Origin of the sequence: Cohnella sp. GCM10027633 (genome assembly GCF_042675445.1) — a bacterium.
Classification (GTDB): Bacteria; Bacillota; Bacilli; order Paenibacillales; family Paenibacillaceae; genus Cohnella.
This window is the reverse complement of sequence record NZ_JBHTGV010000002.1, coordinates 749,622-766,062: the sequence shown is the minus strand read 5'-3', so window position 1 is coordinate 766,062 and position 16,441 is coordinate 749,622. Positions and strand designations below refer to the sequence as shown.

The 16,441-nt window shown below is 60.4% G+C and carries 15 protein-coding genes; 1 reads left to right on the top strand and 14 read right to left on the bottom strand.

Annotation, left to right across the window (positions count from 1 at the left end; all coding sequences use genetic code 11):
* Positions 1-25: 25 nt before the first annotated feature.
* The 10 genes from ACFQZG_RS07685 to ACFQZG_RS07640 form a co-directional block, all read right to left on the bottom strand.
* Entirely contained in the window at positions 26-1,240 is a 1,215-nt protein-coding gene (locus ACFQZG_RS07685; RefSeq protein ID WP_378151059.1) for an MDR family MFS transporter, read from the bottom strand.
* A gap of 169 nt (positions 1,241-1,409) precedes the next feature.
* Positions 1,410-3,044: a chaperonin GroEL gene (gene groL / locus ACFQZG_RS07680; protein ID WP_378151057.1), complete on the bottom strand. Its 1,635-nt coding sequence runs from the start codon at positions 3,042-3,044 to the stop codon at positions 1,410-1,412.
* Between the two features lie 79 nt (positions 3,045-3,123).
* Positions 3,124-3,408: a co-chaperone GroES gene (groES, locus tag ACFQZG_RS07675; RefSeq protein ID WP_378151055.1), complete on the bottom strand. Its 285-nt coding sequence runs from the start codon at positions 3,406-3,408 to the stop codon at positions 3,124-3,126.
* A 245-nt stretch (positions 3,409-3,653) separates the two neighbouring features.
* Complete coding sequence (locus ACFQZG_RS07670; protein ID WP_378151053.1) at positions 3,654-4,928, bottom strand: methyl-accepting chemotaxis protein; 1,275 nt, start codon at positions 4,926-4,928, stop codon at positions 3,654-3,656.
* 138 nt (positions 4,929-5,066) lie between these two features.
* Positions 5,067-5,846: a twin-arginine translocase subunit TatC gene (tatC, locus tag ACFQZG_RS07665; RefSeq protein WP_378151052.1), complete on the bottom strand. Its 780-nt coding sequence runs from the start codon at positions 5,844-5,846 to the stop codon at positions 5,067-5,069.
* A 92-nt stretch (positions 5,847-5,938) separates the two neighbouring features.
* Positions 5,939-6,178 (bottom strand): twin-arginine translocase TatA/TatE family subunit, encoded by a 240-nt coding sequence (gene tatA, locus ACFQZG_RS07660; RefSeq protein ID WP_378151050.1) that lies wholly within the window; start codon positions 6,176-6,178, stop codon positions 5,939-5,941.
* A gap of 54 nt (positions 6,179-6,232) precedes the next feature.
* Positions 6,233-7,195 carry a molybdopterin-binding protein gene (locus ACFQZG_RS07655; RefSeq protein ID WP_378151598.1) on the bottom strand — a complete coding sequence of 321 codons (963 nt, stop codon included), beginning with the start codon at positions 7,193-7,195 and terminating at the stop codon, positions 6,233-6,235.
* A 104-nt stretch (positions 7,196-7,299) separates the two neighbouring features.
* Positions 7,300-7,791 carry a MogA/MoaB family molybdenum cofactor biosynthesis protein gene (locus ACFQZG_RS07650; protein ID WP_378151049.1) on the bottom strand — a complete coding sequence of 164 codons (492 nt, stop codon included), beginning with the start codon at positions 7,789-7,791 and terminating at the stop codon, positions 7,300-7,302.
* A 35-nt stretch (positions 7,792-7,826) separates the two neighbouring features.
* The gene (moaC, locus tag ACFQZG_RS07645) at positions 7,827-8,333 is read right to left on the bottom strand and encodes a cyclic pyranopterin monophosphate synthase MoaC (RefSeq protein ID WP_378151047.1); all 507 of its coding nucleotides are present in this window, start codon (positions 8,331-8,333) and stop codon (positions 7,827-7,829) included.
* Between the two features lie 49 nt (positions 8,334-8,382).
* Positions 8,383-9,027 carry a 5-formyltetrahydrofolate cyclo-ligase gene (locus tag ACFQZG_RS07640; protein ID WP_378151045.1) on the bottom strand — a complete coding sequence of 215 codons (645 nt, stop codon included), beginning with the start codon at positions 9,025-9,027 and terminating at the stop codon, positions 8,383-8,385.
* Positions 9,028-9,475: 448 nt separating this feature from the next.
* On the opposite strand from ACFQZG_RS07640, the gene ACFQZG_RS07635 reads away from it, so the two are divergent.
* A complete protein-coding gene (locus tag ACFQZG_RS07635; RefSeq protein ID WP_378151043.1) occupies positions 9,476-11,446 on the top strand; it encodes an ABC-F family ATP-binding cassette domain-containing protein in 1,971 nt (656 codons plus the stop codon).
* A gap of 308 nt (positions 11,447-11,754) precedes the next feature.
* On the opposite strand, the gene ACFQZG_RS07630 is transcribed toward ACFQZG_RS07635, so the two are convergent.
* From ACFQZG_RS07630 to rimI, 4 genes are all read right to left on the bottom strand, one after another.
* Complete coding sequence (locus ACFQZG_RS07630; RefSeq protein WP_378151041.1) at positions 11,755-12,528, bottom strand: PP2C family serine/threonine-protein phosphatase; 774 nt, start codon at positions 12,526-12,528, stop codon at positions 11,755-11,757.
* A 12-nt stretch (positions 12,529-12,540) separates the two neighbouring features.
* Positions 12,541-14,103 carry a 2-isopropylmalate synthase gene (locus ACFQZG_RS07625; protein WP_378151039.1) on the bottom strand — a complete coding sequence of 521 codons (1,563 nt, stop codon included), beginning with the start codon at positions 14,101-14,103 and terminating at the stop codon, positions 12,541-12,543.
* Between the two features lie 770 nt (positions 14,104-14,873).
* A complete protein-coding gene (tsaD, locus tag ACFQZG_RS07620; protein ID WP_378151037.1) occupies positions 14,874-15,926 on the bottom strand; it encodes a tRNA (adenosine(37)-N6)-threonylcarbamoyltransferase complex transferase subunit TsaD in 1,053 nt (350 codons plus the stop codon).
* Positions 15,923-16,438: a ribosomal protein S18-alanine N-acetyltransferase gene (gene rimI / locus ACFQZG_RS07615; RefSeq protein ID WP_378151035.1), complete on the bottom strand. Its 516-nt coding sequence runs from the start codon at positions 16,436-16,438 to the stop codon at positions 15,923-15,925. The genes tsaD and rimI overlap by 4 nt, the downstream gene beginning before the upstream one ends.
* Positions 16,439-16,441: the final 3 nt, after the last annotated feature.

Below are 16,441 nucleotides of genomic sequence, written 5' to 3'. Positions count from 1 at the left end.
CTGTTATACGACGACAACCCCGCGATCACGAATCGCGGGGTTGTATTTGCGAGCGCATCATTCGATTTCCGGCTCCATAGAAGTACGAGGCGCATAAAGCGATCGCGCTCATCGCGAGGAATAGCGTCGTCCCCCCGTATGCATCCAGCAGGAAGCCGCCGAGAAGCGGTCCGATGAAATGCCCGAAGTTGCCGAACGATTGCGCTCCGTAGTACGTCCCCCGCAGCCCTTCCGGCGCGAGCTTGTCCATCAGGAGGGTGCCCGCAGGATAATTCAGGATTTCCCCCATCGTGAAGACGACCATCGAGACCGCGAGACCGGCCCAACCGCCGGATATCGCGAAGCCGAACAACCCTGCGGCGAACAACGCGTTGCCGACGTGGATCGCCCGGATCGGCGGATGCTTCTCCGCCCAGTTCGCGAGCGGCATCTGCAGCAGCACGACCGTCACCGCGTTCACGCTCAACAATACGGCGAATAGACGAACCCCGTTCTCGAAGGCAAGCTCCGCGTACTGGGAGAGCGATACGGTCATCTGGCAGTATCCGATGCCGACGACGATCGCGCCGAGCAAGAACAGCCGCAGCGCCCGATCGCCGCGCACGACCCGCCACGCCGAAGCGATCGTCGTCCCTTCCTTGCGCTCGCTTTCGATGTTCTTGATTCCGAACTTCAGGAACAGCGCATACAGGACGATGCCGTAGAACAAGTATACGAATCCGGTAACGACGAACGGCAGCGCCCCTTGTCCGATCCCTAGCCAGGCGCCGAGCAGCGGTCCGACGGCGACGCCGATATTCGCGGCGAGATACCGCAACGAGAAGACGCGGAACCGCTTCTCCGGCTCCGTCAGATCGGCCATCAGCGCCTGCGTGACGGGCTCGAACCACGATCGGCACAAGCCGTTCGCGAGGCTCAGGAGCAGGAACGCGGCCGGCAACGTCGCCACCGAGAAGCCGATGAACACGGCAACCCAGAGGAACAGCGCGAAGAACATAATGGTCCGTCTGCCGAACCGGTCCGATAAGGCGCCGCCGAAGAAGCCGCCTACCGTGCCGGCGAGCGGTCCGGCCCCCGCCACGACGCCGATCGTCATCGGGCTCATATCCGTCGTGTTCGCGAGATAGAGCGCGAGGAACGGCAAGCTCATCGACGAGGCGATTCTCGATAAGCCGTGGCCGACGATCAGCGCCAGAACGATCGGGTGAAACTCTTGCATGAAGTTGCGTATTCGGTTCATTATTCGTTCTCCAAGGTGTCCGTCATGATGTCGATTCGGACATTATACACCCATCGCGGGCGGTTGAACATGACGGCAATCAATGGCAAAACGACAAAGAAGACCTTGCCGGGGGATCCGCCCGTCAAGGTCTTCCGTAATCGCGACCCGTTGCGGCTCGCGAGCTTCCTTACATCATGTCCATGCCGCCCATGCCGCCCATGCCGCCCGGCATGCCGCCTGCGCCTTTGTCCTTCTCAGGCTTGTCGGCGATGACCGCTTCGGTCGTCAGGAAGACGGCCGCTACGGATGCAGCGTTCTGAAGCGCGGTGCGCGTAACTTTAACCGGATCGATGATGCCGGCTTCGAACATGTTGACCCACTCGCCGGTAGCGGCGTTATAGCCGTTGCCTACAGGCTCGTTCTTCAGACGCTCGACGATGACGGAGCCTTCTTGGCCCGCGTTAGCGGCGATCGTGCGGATCGGCTCTTCTAGAGCGCGCAGGATGATGTTAACGCCCGTCTTCTCGTCGCCGTTCGCTTGTACCGCGGCAACCGCGTTGTATACGTTCACGAGCGCCGTGCCGCCGCCGGATACGATACCTTCTTCTACGGCCGCGCGAGTCGCGTTCAGCGCGTCCTCGATGCGAAGCTTGCGCTCTTTGAGCTCGGTTTCCGTCGCTGCGCCGACTTTGATTACCGCTACGCCGCCGGCCAACTTCGCCAAACGCTCTTGCAGTTTCTCGCGGTCGAAGTCCGAAGTCGTCTCTTCGATTTGCGCTTTGATTTGGCTAACGCGCGCCGCGATATCCGCGGAATCGCCCGCGCCGTCCACGATGATCGTGTTCTCTTTGGATACGCGAACTTGGCGAGCGGTACCGAGTTGTTGCACGCTCGTCGATTTAAGCTCGAGACCGAGCTCTTCCGTGATCACTTGGCCGCCAGTCAGAGCCGCGATATCTTGCAGCATCGCTTTGCGGCGATCGCCGAAGCCCGGAGCTTTAACGGCTACGCAAGTGAACGTGCCGCGAAGACGGTTCACGATCAGCGTCGCTTGCGCTTCGCCTTCCACGTCCTCAGCGATGATCAGAAGCTGCTTGCCGGATTGAACGACTTTCTCGAGAACCGGCAAGATCTCTTGGATGTTCGTGATCTTCTTATCCGTAATCAAGATGTACGGGTTGTCGAGAACCGCGATCATCTTGTCGGTATCGGTGATCATATAAGGGGAGATATAACCGCGATCGAATTGCATGCCTTCGACCACTTCGAGCTCGGTTTGGAAGCCTTTCGACTCTTCGACGGTAATAACGCCGTCTTTGCCGACTTTCTCCATCGCGTCTGCGATCAATTGGCCGACTTCGTCGTCAGCCGCGGAGATCGCCGCGACTTGCGCGATATCGCTACTGCCTTCGACTTGCTTGGAGATCGCTTGAAGCTTCTCGACCGCGGCGCGAACCGCTTTGTCGATCCCTTTGCGGATAACCATCGGGTTAGCGCCCGCGGTAACGTTCTTGAGGCCTTCGCGAATCATCGCTTGAGCAAGAACGGTAGCCGTCGTCGTACCGTCGCCGGCCACGTCGTTCGTCTTGGTCGCGACTTCTTTGACGAGCTGAGCGCCCATGTTCTCGAACGAATCTTCGAGTTCGATTTCCTTCGCGATCGTCACGCCGTCGTTCGTGATGAGAGGGGAGCCGAACTTCTTCTCCAATACCACGTTGCGGCCTTTCGGTCCGAGCGTAACTTTAACAACGTTCGCAAGCGCGTCTACGCCGCGAAGCATCGCGCGGCGAGCGTCTTCGCTGAATCTGATTTCCTTAGCCATCGTTATAAGTACCTCCTTGAATTGTTCGTTTATGTTGCCGGTCGCCCGGCTGTATGGAACGATCAGGTCCGCGGACGGATTAGCCTACGATCGCGTGGATGTCGCTTTCCTTCATAATCAAGTACTCTTTGCCCTCGTACTTGATTTCCGTGCCTGCATATTTGGAGAACAGAACGCGGTCGCCGACTTTCACTTCCAGCTCGATCCGCCCGCCGTCCTTGTTAAGCGCCCCAACGCCTACAGCGATAATCGTTCCTTCTTGCGGTTTTTCTTTCGCCGTATCCGGCAATACGATTCCGCTGAGCGTCTTCTCTTCCTTCGCGCTTGCTTCTACAAGTACGCGGTCACCCAAAGGTTTGATCATGAAAATTGCCTCCTTCTTGAATAGGTGTTGTAATGGTATTGCTTCCTGTTAGCACTCGATTGTGTTAAGTGCTAATAACCATTTTCTATGATACTTATTTTGGGAGTCGTTTTCAAGTCCCTTTACGTAAAATCCGGCATAAAAAAATGCGGGTCCGCATCTGCTGCGGACCCGCACCGCGCGGGTACGATTTCCATTGTAACCCATTCGGGAGCGACTCATTCACGAACCGGCTCTCGCCGCGATTAAGTCTTGAAGTTGCCGACCAGGCCCTTCAGCCTGGAAGCCATCGAACTAAGCCGTTCCGCCGTGCGCGCCATCTCTTCCGTGGAGGACAGCTGCTGCTCCGTCATCGCGGATACTTGCTCCGTGAACGAAGCCGTCTCTTCCGTGATGCGGGCGATGTCCTGGATCGATTGCACGACGCTCGCGCTGCCGGCCGTCATCTGCTCGACGGACGCCGCGACGTCCACGATGTTGCCGCTCAGCTGGCCGACTTTGCCGACGATGTTCCGGAACGTCTCTTCGGCGTTGCGCATGCCGGATACGGCGGAGAATACTTGTCCGGCGCTTTGCTCGAACATGTCGGTGACTTTGCCGATGTCGCCCGACATCGTGCCGATCGTATCGCCGATCTGGACGGCGGATTGTTGCGTCTGGTCCGCGAGCTTGCGGATCTCGCCCGCTACGACCGCGAAGCCGCGTCCGTGCTCGCCGGCGCGCGCCGCTTCGATCGCCGCGTTAAGCGCCAGCAAGTTCGTCTGGTTCGATACTTCGGATATGTAACCGATAACTTCGCGTACTTGTTCGGACTTATGGTTGAGGCCTCTTACGATTTCCTGCAGCGAACGGAACGCCGTCTCGACTTCCGAGATTTCCGCCGACGTCGTCTTCAGCAGCTCCGAGCCCGCCGCCGCGCTGCTCACCGTCGTCTGCGCCGCGTCGGATACGCCCGTCGTCGTCGAAGCGACTTGATTGAGGCCGTCGAGCGTCTCTTGCATGACCGCCGTAATCTCCTGCGATTGCGCGACCTGCGTCTCCGAACCGGCGGCTACCTTCTCTACCGCCTTGGACACTTCGCTGCTCACGCGAGCGTTCTCGTTCGCGCCTTGCTGCAGTTGCAGCGCGGACGCGGCAAGCTCCGCCGTGCTGTCGCGGAATTCCTTCATCATCTTCTGGAGCCCGTCGAGCATCTGGTTGGCCGCGTTCGCCAAGTCGCCGACTTCGTCCGTCGCGTTCACGTGGATCCTGCGCGTCAAATCTCCGCCGGAGGACGCGATGTTGCGAAGCGTGGACGTCACGTTGCCGATCGATCCGGACAGGTTGCGCGACAAGCCGAGCAACAGGAATCCGCTTAAAGCCGCGATCGCGACGAAGATAATGATCAGCTGCGTGAACAATCCGCTGTTCTCGCTCAGATCAAGCTGCGACACGATCAGAATAAACCCGATGACCAACAACGCTACGAGCCCGGCAAATCCGATCGCCATTTTGCGACCTAAAGTCAAATTCCGCATCATCCGCCATTCCCCCCGATTAGCTCCTGAAAGCCCTTACTTAACATAGAGTGTACCATAATTTCGGATATTGGCATATCGAAATTTGGCGCATTCTGGACTTTCTTGAACGAAATTCCGGACGTTCGACGGCATGCGCGATCAGCCGTCGGTCGCTCTCGCTTCCTTCTCCGCGCGGGCGGACAACCGTTTGCGGTAAGCCGCTCTGGACAGGAGGACGCTAAGCTCGTACAGAAGGACGAGCGGGATCGCGACGAGCAAGTCCGAGATGACGTCGGGAGGGGTGATCGTGACGCCGATCAGGATCATGACGAACCACGCGACGCGGCGCATCTTGACCAATAGGTTCGGATTCAGGATGCCGATGCGCGTCAAGAACAAGATGACGAGCGGCAGCTCGAACAGCAAGGCGATGGGGAATACGATGTTGAACAGAAAGTCGAAATACTGCGTGACGCCGTACGTCTCGTTCAGCCCCATGGTGGCCGTCACTTTCTCGGTGAACAAGTAGGCCATCGGGAACACGACGTAATAAGCGAACGAGATGCCGAGCAGGAACATCATCAGCGCGCCGGGCACGTATCGCAGCGTCGCTCTCCGTTCGCCGATTCCGAGCGCCGGCTTCACGAACGACCATAGCTGGAACAGCGTGAACGGGATCGCCGCTATGAGGGAGATCAGGATCGCGAACTTCATATAGATACCGATCGCGTCCCATGGCGAGAAGACGTTCAGGTCGAGATCGTCTACCGGCGCCGCGCCGACGAGATAGTCGAACAGCGGCTTCGCGCCGAACAAGCCGCCGACGAGGCCGGCGACGAATACGATAAGGCAATAGATGAGCCGCTTGCGCAGCTCGCCCAGGTGATCCATGACGTGCATTCCTTCGTCGTTGCGCCGGGCTTCCGCACTTTGATCCATGACAGGCTTCCTCCATGACAAGAGGGCTGCCCCGTCCGCAGTAGATGCACCGCGTTAGAGACAGCCCCTGCTCGTATGCTCGTAATTAAGGGTTACTCGGGAAGACGGCGCTCCGCCGCCTTCGGCAGGTCGTCGTCCTGAGGGGTGACGTCCACGCGATTCGCGCCAGCCGCGCGCTCCTTCGGCTCTTCCATCAGGTCGTTCGCGCCGCGCTTGAACTCGCGAAGCGTCTTGCCGAATGCCCGGCCCAGCTCCGGAAGCTTATTCGGTCCGAACAACAGAAGCGCCACCAATACGAGCAGAATAATGCCCGTAGCTCCAATACCGCCCATTTGCCTTACCTCCGTTCAGGTTTCTCGTCGTTGCATATGATGTCCGCGCTTGTGTCAGCGGTAAAGTCCGCCGTATCCGATACCGACGATATCTTCTCTCGTAATCGTATCTCCGGCCAGTATGCGCGGCAGCAAAACATCGAATGACGTATAGGGATCATGCATGACGCAGCCGGGCAACCCGAATATCGGTACCCCGCGCAAATAACCAAACAATAACATCGATCCGGGCAACATCGGCGTTCCATAGCTGACGATATCCGTTCCCGCCGCGGCGATCGCGCCGGGCGTACGGTCGTCCGGATCCACGGACATTCCGCCGGTCACAAGTATCATATCATACCCTTGTTGCAGGAAGTAGTGAATATCCTTGACAATTGTTTGTCGATCGTCGGGCACGAACCGTTGCTCCGCGACCTCCGAGCCGAGCGCTTCGAGCTTCGCGCGCACGGCGGGACCGAACTTGTCGGCGATGCGGCCGGTGAACACTTCCGTCCCCGTCGTCAGCAACCCCGCCTTCATCCCGCGAAGCGGGCGGATGCCGATCGGGGCCTCTCCGCCGTTACGTTCGCGGTAGCGCTCCGCGATCCGCCGCGCTTCCGCGACCTTCGCTTCGGGCACGATGAGCGGGATGGCGCGCGTCGCCGCTACCGACTCGCCGGCCTGAACGACGAGGTGATTAACGACCGTCGCGAGCGCGATATCGCCGAGACGGTTGATCTCGTCGACGACTTCCCGGTCGACGCGGGCAAGTCCCCGAATGGCGGACTTAAGCGCGACTTTGCCCTCGTGCGGCTCCCCGAACGTCAGATGCTCGCCGCCGAGAGCGACCGCCATCCGCTCCGCCGCGTCGTCCTCGTGCAGATCGGTAGACGCCAGCTCGATGACGTAGAGATGCTCCTTGCCGATATCCTTCAGCTTCGGAATGTCGTCCTTCGCTACGACGTGGCCTTTGCGGAACAGTCTGCCCTTGAACTGTCCGGGCACGATCTGGGTCAGATCGTGCGCCAACACCATGCCGACCGCCTCGTCCGTCCGGACTTCGCGAACGACAGAGTCGCTGATGCGGTACGCATCCGCTTCCGCGTCCGTCTTCGGCGATTGATCGAACGGCCCGTTCATCAGGCTTTGTCCTTCCGCATGCCCTTCACTTGCAGCATCGCTTCCGGAAGCATATCCATGACGGCCATTAGATGCTCGCTGACGCCCTTCGGATCTCCCGGCAAATTCAAGATCAACGTGTTGCCGCGAATCGCGCAGACGCCGCGGAACAGCATGCCGAGCCGCGAACGCTGCATCTCCGCCGCGCGCATCGTCTCCGCCATGCCGGGCACGGTCCGCTCGGCGATCATGAGCGTCGCTTCGGGCGTCACGTCCCGCAGACCTAGTCCCGTGCCGCCCGTCGTCAAGACGAGATCGGCTTGGAAGTAGTCCGCCATCTCGATGAGGGCCGCGCGGATCTCGTCCTGGTCATCGGGAACGATGCGATAGTCGACGATGTCGCCGCCCAGTTCTTCTTCCACCAGCTCCCTTACGACTTGGGCGCTCGTGTCTTCCCGTTCCCCGCGGGAACCTTTATCGCTTGCTGTCAGTAGGGCAACTTTCCAACGCATAATCTATACCCCCGCTCCCCTGAAAATACGGCTTCCTATTCGTTGTCTCCGCTCGCCGCTTCCGCGACGTAGTCTCCGTTCTTGCCTCCGGACTTCGCCTGCAGCGAGATCGGCCCGACGATCATGTCCTTCTGCAGCGCCTTGCACATATCGTAGACCGTAAGCGCGGCGGCGGATACGGCGGTCAACGCCTCCATCTCCACGCCCGTCTTCCCGGTCGTCTTCACTTCCGCCCGTATGTATAGCGTATCGCGGCCGTTGTCGGAGAACGTGATGTTCACGCCCGTCAACGGAAGCGGATGACACATCGGAATCCAGTCCGACGTCCGCTTGGCCGCCTGTATGCCCGCGATCTGCGCGACCGCCAGCACGTCGCCTTTGGAGACGGTGCCCTCGCGGATTCTCGCGAGCGTATCCTCGGCCATCGCTACCTGGCCTTGCGCGACCGCGACCCTCGCGGTGACCGGCTTGTCGGTCACGTCGACCATTCTCGCCCGGCCTTGCTCGTTGAAATGCGTCAATCGATCGCTTCGCTCTGCCATGCGCATCGTCTCCTTCTCGTTCGCGTCGTTCCGTCCCGGTCGTCCCTTCTTATAGAAGTCCGGCCGGCAAATCGTACCACGCGATTCCTTCGTCCGTCGCCAGCCCGTTCAGCGGCAGATCGTGCGGTTCCTTCGGGAGCTCCGCTTCGACGAGCTGCGTCGAGAAGGCGAATCCGATCCACAGGCCGGGGGAGGCCGATCCTGCGGTCAGTCGCTCGTATAGACGGTCGTAATAACCGCCGCCGTAACCGAGTCTTCCTCCGCCCGAGTTGAACGCGAGTCCCGGAACGAGCACGATATCCGGCAGGACGTTCATGTCCCATGGCGCGGTTCGCTCGGGATCCGGTTCGGGAACGCCCCATCTGCCGAATCTCCAGCTAGACACTCCTTCGACTTTCCGTAACGCCATTCCTTCTCCGTTCGGCAAAATTATTGGAGCCGCGAGCGAATCTCCCGACGCGATGCAGCTTGCCGCCAGCGTTGCCGGGTCCGCTTCGGACCGGAACGCGGCATATATGCAAAGGTTAAGCGGACGGCCGAGATTGGACCGCATCGGACGAACGACTTCCGCGAGCAGCCGCTCGCACAGCAACCGGGACCGTTCCTCGCGCTCCGCCTCCGGCATCGCGTCCCTGACGGCACGCATCCGCTTGCGCCACTCGGATTTGTTCCATTGCCCGGCATTGCCGTCCATCGGCCGTCCGCCACCTTCGTGAATGTATACGATCTAAGCTGTTTTTATCTTAGCATTAATCCCCTTTTTTCGCCAAACGGCGGAGGGGGTACCGTAACGTTATGTGACGGCGCTGCACGGGCACATTTTCTCGCAAGCGGCGTTTAACGTTATGAGACAACGCTATACGCACTCATTTTCGCTCTCGCACGATTTAACGTTATGAGACAACGCTACACAAACACTTTTTCTCCCGCGCACCATTTAACGTTATGGGACGGTGCTATACTGACACTTTTTCTCGAAAGCGGCGTTTAACGTTATGGGACGGCGCAACTACCGGGACATTTTCTAGCGGCGTCGCTTTTGGACGATCTTCCTTAATTAAGGTACACTTGGAAGGAGCCCCGGTCTGGGCGAGCTATTCATTCATTAGAACGATCGATCTCACATTTCGGAGGGACTCCTCTTGTTGCTACAAGCGAACGGCATTACGAAAAATTACGGCATTACGCCCGTGCTGGACGGGATCACGCTGCTCGTCAACGAGCGCGACCGCATCGGCCTCGTCGGCGTGAACGGCGCCGGCAAGTCGACGCTGCTCAAGGTGCTCGCAGGCGAGCTGCGCGCGGACTTCGGCTCGGTGTCGAAGGCGAAGGACCTTCGCATCGGCTACTTGGCCCAGAACGGCGGGTTGCAGGGACATAAGACGATTATGGAAGAGATGACGTCGGCGTTCGGGCCGCTCCTCGATCAAGAGCGGAGCTTGCGCGAGATGGAAGGGCGGATCGCCGATCCGGCCGAGCTCGAGAACGAAGCCCGCTACGAGACGCTCCTGTCCCAGTACGCGGAGGCAAGCGAGAAGTTCAAGGAAGCCGGCGGCTACGAGATGGGCAACCGGACGCGCAGCGTGCTGCACGGCATGGGGTTCGGCGGCTTCTCCCCCGATACCGAAGTCGCTTCGCTCAGCGGCGGCCAACGTACGCGGCTCGCCCTTGCGCGGCTGCTGCTCGTGCAGCCGGACCTGCTGCTGCTCGACGAACCGACGAACCATCTCGACATCGACACGCTCACTTGGCTGGAGCAATATCTGCGCGGCTATAACGGCGCGATGGTCATCGTCTCCCATGACCGCTACTTCCTCGACGCGATCGTGACGTCCGTCATCGAGATCGAGCGGAACGCGGCGACCCGGTACACGGGCAATTACACTCGTTACATGGAGTTGAAGGCGGCTTCCTTCGAACAGCAGATGAAGCTGTACGAAGCGCAGCGCAAGGAGATCGCTCGGATGGAAGATTTCGTGCAGCGCAACCTCGTCCGGGCGTCCACGACGCGGCGGGCGCAGAGCCGGCGCAACGCGCTGGAGCGGATCGAACGGTTGGAGCGTCCGGGCAGCTTGCGGCAGGCTAACTTCTCTTTCACGACGGAGCGGCGAAGCGGCAAGGAAGTGCTGCGGGTCACGAGCGCTGCCGCCGCGCCTAAACCGGACATGGCGCCGCTCTTCTCCGGTGTGACCTTCGATGCTAAGCGCGGCGAGCGTCTGGCGTTACTCGGCCCTAACGGCGTCGGGAAGACGACGCTGCTGCGCGCCCTGATCGACAAGCTGCCGCTGCGCGCAGGCGCCGTCGAATGGGGAGCCGGCGTGTCGATCGGATACTATGATCAGGAGCAGCGCGAGCTGAATCCGAACAACACGGTGCTCGAGGAACTATGGAGCGCGTTCCCCATGCAGCCGGAAGCCGAAATTCGCACCGTGCTCGGCAACTTCCTGTTCAGCGGCGAGGACGTTCGCAAGAAGGTCAGCTCGCTGAGCGGCGGCGAGAAAGCGCGAGTCGCGCTATCGAAGCTCATGCTGCGCAAAGCGAACGTCATGGTCATGGACGAACCGACGAACCATCTGGACCTGATGAGCCGAGAAGTGCTCGAAGCCGCGCTGGACGAATACGACGGCACGCTGCTGTTCGTCTCCCATGACCGCTACTTCCTGAACCGGATCGCGGACCGGATCGTCGAGCTGAAAGTTGACGGCGTTCGACATTTCCTGGGAAATTATGACGAAATGGTAACCAAGAAGCAGGAGATGCTCGCTTGGGAAGCCGCCAATCCTCCGGGAGACAAGGGGACGCCTTCTTCGGGAGCCCCTTCTCCTGCCGGAGGCGGGAGCGCGGGCTCGTCGTCTTCTCAGCCTCCGGCGAACGATTACGAGGCGGAGAAGCAGCTGAAGCGGGAGGAACGCGCGAAGCAGCGAAAGCGGGAGCAAGCGGAAGCCGATATCGCCAAGCTGGAACAGCTGCTCGAGTCGCTGGAGCTGGAGATGGCGTCCCCCGAGATCGTGATCGACTATATGAAGCTGCGCGACAAGCAAGCAGAGGTCGATCGGACGAAGGCGGCACTAGACGAAACTTATGCGACCTGGGAAGCTTTAATGGAAGATTGATCGCGTGAAAATTGGCAAAAGGTTATGCACAGCGTTACCCACAGCTTGCGGGCAACAACGAACGGAGACGGTGTCGAACGAACGCCGCGAAGTTGTTGCCGCGCAAGCTTTTTTGTCGACGTTCGGATGGGGAGGGATTGTTTTCCACCTTATTATCCACATTGTCCACACCGTCCACAGCTGCGTTGTGAAAAACTCATCCTCTTTTCATGCATACAGAACCCCTTCTCCCGCAACGGATTCGCGCTGTTGTCCCCATTATGCACAATGGGTGTGGACAATGTTGTCCACACCCGCCGAGCTGGTAATTAATCGACCGTCGCCGCCCAAGCCAGTATTGTCGTGCTGTCTCTCGTCCCGGCCGCATGCAGAGTCCGAAGGAAATCGCCGATTCGGGTCTGTAGCGAATGCGCGGGATACCAATCCTGAATAGCCTGAACATAATCGATATCCGGTTCGACGAATCCGTCCGTAGCCATGACGAGCAAGTTCATGCCGGGCCGCAGCCGCCGGATTCCCGAGGAGTAGCACGGCACCTCGTCGTCGAACGTGTTCTCGCGGCCGACCCACTCGAAGAAGTTGCGCGTGTTCAACATCGTCTGCCCGAATGCCGTCAAATCCGGATGGATCGCGAACAGCATGCAATCGCCTATCGAATACCACCAGAGAAACCGGTCTTTGCGGCATACGATCAAGCAGGAGCATTCGCCGCTGATGTGCCTGCATCGTTCGAGGAAAGAAGCGTCGCGGAACATCGCGTCGATCGCGGCTTGCAGCCTCGAGAACGTCTCGGCCAGATCGCCGTTCAGAATGTTCTCGATCTCCGGCAAACGGTTCCCGATCTCCTCGAGCACGAGCTCCGCGCTCTCGCTAGAAGAGTGCGCGTCGACGATGACGGCGAATTCCCATCGTCTCTCCGGCGAGCCTAAGACGAGATACCCGTCCTCGTTCTTATCCGCACCCGCTCGGGTACTACCCCCGTATCTTCCGATGGCGAAAGGACCGACCGCGATCGTCTCCGGCAGATCCAAGTACGGTTGCGCGCCGCCGGACCATCTAGCGTATGGGTCGCTCCTCTTCATCGCCTATCGCCCCTATTCCCCCGCCGCCTCTTGCCGGACGGCCGCTTGGCGCCGCGCCATGACGACGCCGTTGCAGGCTGCGACGTACGCCCGAGCCGAAGCGAGAATGATGTCCCGGTGAATCGCGGTGCCGCGGAACCGCTCTCCGTTGCTGACGACGGTGACGACCGCCTCGCCCGAAGCGTCTTCGCCCGTGGACAGCGAGTGCAGCTCGAGATCCTCGAACGTCGCGTCGACCGGCACCGCCTCGCGGATACATTGGATGACCGCCTCCAGCGGCCCCTCGCCTGCTCCCGCGTACGTATGCTCCGCGCCGTCTTCCTCGCTGCGGATCGTCACGGACGCGATGCGCGAACGCTGGGTTCCCGCCAGCACTTGCAGATCGACGAGAGCATACGGTTGAACGACGGAGTCCGTCGACTCCCCGACAAGCTGCATGAGAACGTCGTCGGTAATGATTTTCTGCTCGTCGGCTTTCGCCTTGAAGCGATTGTACAGATCCTCCATCTCCGCGTCGTTCATCCGGATGCCGAACTCCGATACGCGGTGCTTGATCGCATGGCGGCCGGAATGCTTGCCCAGAATGATCATGCTGCGCGGAATGCCCATCGCCTCGGGATCCATGATCTCGTACGTGTTGCGGTTCTTCAACAGGCCGTCCTGATGGATGCCCGATTCGTGCTGGAACGCGTTGCGGCCGACGATCGGCTTGTTGTAAGCGATCGGAAAATGCATCGCCCGGCTCACGACGCGGGAAGTCTCGTAAATCTGGTCGACGTTGATGCCGGTCGTTACGCCCATCGCGTCGCCCCGCGTCTCGATCGCCATGACCAGCTCCTCCAGGGAGCAGTTGCCCGCGCGCTCGCCGACGCCGTTGACGCTTACCTCGACTTGGGTAACGCCATGGCGGATCGCCGCCAGGCTGTTCGCGACCGCGAGCCCCAGATCGTTATGGCAGTGCGTGCTGTAGACGACCCGATCTCCGCCGCGCACGCCATTGCGAATCTTCGTAAATAGCGGTCCGAACTCCTCCGGCAACGCGTATCCCATCGTATCGGGCACGTTAATGATCGTCGCGCCTTCCTCGATCGCCGACTCGATGACGCGGAACAGGAACTCCTCGCTGGCCCGGGAAGCGTCCATCGGCGAGAACTCGATTTCGTCGACGAACCGTTTGCCGTAGGCGATCATGCTGCGCACCATCTCGACGACTTGGTCCTGCGTCTTGCGCAACTGGAAGTCCAGATGGATCTGCGACGAGGAGATGAACAGATGCAGACGGCGCCGAGCTGCGTCTTGCGTCGCTTGGACGGCCGCGTCGATGTCGACGGCCATGCAGCGGGCGAAGCCGCAAATCTCCGTGCCTTGCAGCTCGCGGGAGATTTGTTGGATCGCTTGGAATTCGCCGGGACTGGAGATGGCGAAGCCCGGTTCGATCGTATCGACGCCGAGGCGCGCCAGCTGGCGGGCGATAACGATCTTCTGTTCTGGGCGCATCGAGGCGCCGGGCGCCTGCTCGCCGTCTCTGAGCGTCGTGTCGAAAATACGGATTCTTCTGTTGGTTGTCGTTGTCATGGTAAAGCCCTCCTAGGATTCGATTGGGTGTGTAAAGCCCCAAGAGGACGACAAAAAGCCCGTCGCCTCTTGAATCTCAGAGACGACGGGCCGTTAAAGACCGCCGCGGTACCACTCCGCTTGGAGGGGTCTGCCTTCCGACTGGCAGACGAACCCTCCCCCTTGTGTCGCCGGGGCGTCCACCGTTCGGCCGGTGAATGCCGCTGCGAGCGCCCGATATCGGGGGCCGGCCGTTCGGCGTACCTGAACGCGGGCGGGGAATCCCCCTGCCCCGACGTTCGCTCCGCCGCTTCGCTCCCGGGCGAGATTCGGATTCCTCTTCGGCTGCGTCGCACCGACCCGCAGCTCTCTGCTCCCGAGGATAATCCTACTGCTCCCGTTCATTGCGATAAAATATAAAAGCCCGCCAGTCTCTTGGAATAAGAGACGGCGGGCATGTTAGCCTTCCGCGGTACCACTCTCGTTGACGCGACCGATCCCGGAGGATGGAGGCGTCCGCTTGATGCCCTGTATCGGGGGCGGCCGTATCGGTGTACTGCGCGGTTGCTGCGTTGAAGCCGCTCCGCCGTTCCATCGATCCGCTCGCAGGCGAGTTTCGGGGTCCCTTCCGCTGCGTTGCACCGTCCCGCAGCTCTCTGAATGCCGGGCTTACCCTACTGATCCTGTTCATCGCGTTCGTGTCGTTATGACCCCGCATCGGGGATTGGTATTTATTATATTCACCGCAGAATCGTCTGTCAATTCGGAATTCGTGTAATTGCGTAATTAAATTAATCCCCCACCGACCATTCCTCGAGCGAGAATACCGGCTCCGCCTTCAAGTCGAGCGAAGAGAATTCGCCTCTGCGCCACTTCAGGTCCGCGGCCGCCGCGATCATCGCCGCGTTGTCCGTGCATAGCGAATGCGGCGGAACGAGAAGCGGCAAGCCCGCTTCCTCGCAGAGCGCGGCAAGCCGCTCGCGCAAGCCGCGGTTCGCCGCGACGCCGCCGCACAGCAGCACCTGCCGCGCGCCGAACGCGCTCGCGGCCCGCATCGCCTTCGTCGTGACGACGTCGATGACCGACTGTTGGAACCCCCGCGCGAGCGCGGAGAAGTCCGGGGATTCGCCCTTCATGCGAGAGCGGTTGATCTCCGCGAGCACCGCGGACTTCAAGCCGCTGAAGCTGAAGTCGTACGAATCCGGCTCCAGCCACGAACGCGGCAAAACGATCTCGTCTTCCGCCGACTGCGCCAGCTTGTCGACGTAAGGTCCTCCCGGATACGGGAATTGCAGCGCGCGCGCGACTTTGTCGTAGGCTTCGCCGACCGCGTCGTCCCGCGTGCGCCCGAGGATGCGGAACTTCCCTTCCGACTCCAGCAGGACGATCTCCGTATGACCGCCCGACACGACGAGCGCGATCGAAGGATACAGAATATCCCCGACGAGGCGGTTCGCGTAGATGTGACCCGCGATATGATGCGTTCCGATGAGCGGGACGTCTATCGCCATCGCGAGGCTCTTCGCCGCGACGACGCCGACCAAGAGCGCGCCTACGAGTCCGGGACCTTGCGTAACCGCGATCGCGTCGATCTCGGACAGCTCCGCCCCAGCTTGAGCAAGCGCTTCTTCCACGATAATCGTCATGCTCTCTACGTGCTTGCGCGAAGCGATCTCGGGCACGACGCCGCCGAATTGACGGTGCGTGTCGATCTGGCTGGATACGACGTTGGACAGCACCTCGCGCCCGCCCCGCACGACCGCGACCGAAGTCTCGTCGCAGCTCGTCTCCACCGCCAATATATAATACGGCTTGTCCGAAGCCGTTCCATCCGCTGCGCTCATCGTTGCTCTCCTTCCGCCGCCCCGGCGGTCTCCTCGCTCGCGCCTTCCGGAGCGAGCTCCGCCCACATGATGAGCGCGTCTTCCATGTTGTCCGAATAGTACGCCGGACGAATGCCGGACGGATAGAAGCCCATCCGCTTATAGAGCGACTTCGCCGGCTCGTTGGACACTCTCACCTCGAGCGTCATCCGCAGCGCGCCCAGCCAGTGCGCCGTTCTCATGAGCTCCTGCAGCAGCTTCTTGCCGAGACCTTGGCCGCGGTAGACTTCCCGGACCGCAATGTTCGTCACGTGAGCTTCGTCCACGATCAGCCACATGCCTCCGTAACCGATAATGACGCCGTCCGCTTCCATGATCATATAGTTCGCGAACATATTGTTCTGCAATTCGTTGCGGAACGCTTCCTCCGACCACGGCGAAGCGAACGACTCCCGCTCGATCTCCACGATCGTGCCGATGTCGTCCATCGTCATGCTGCGATATTCCAATCGATTCTCGTCGACGAGACGCATCTT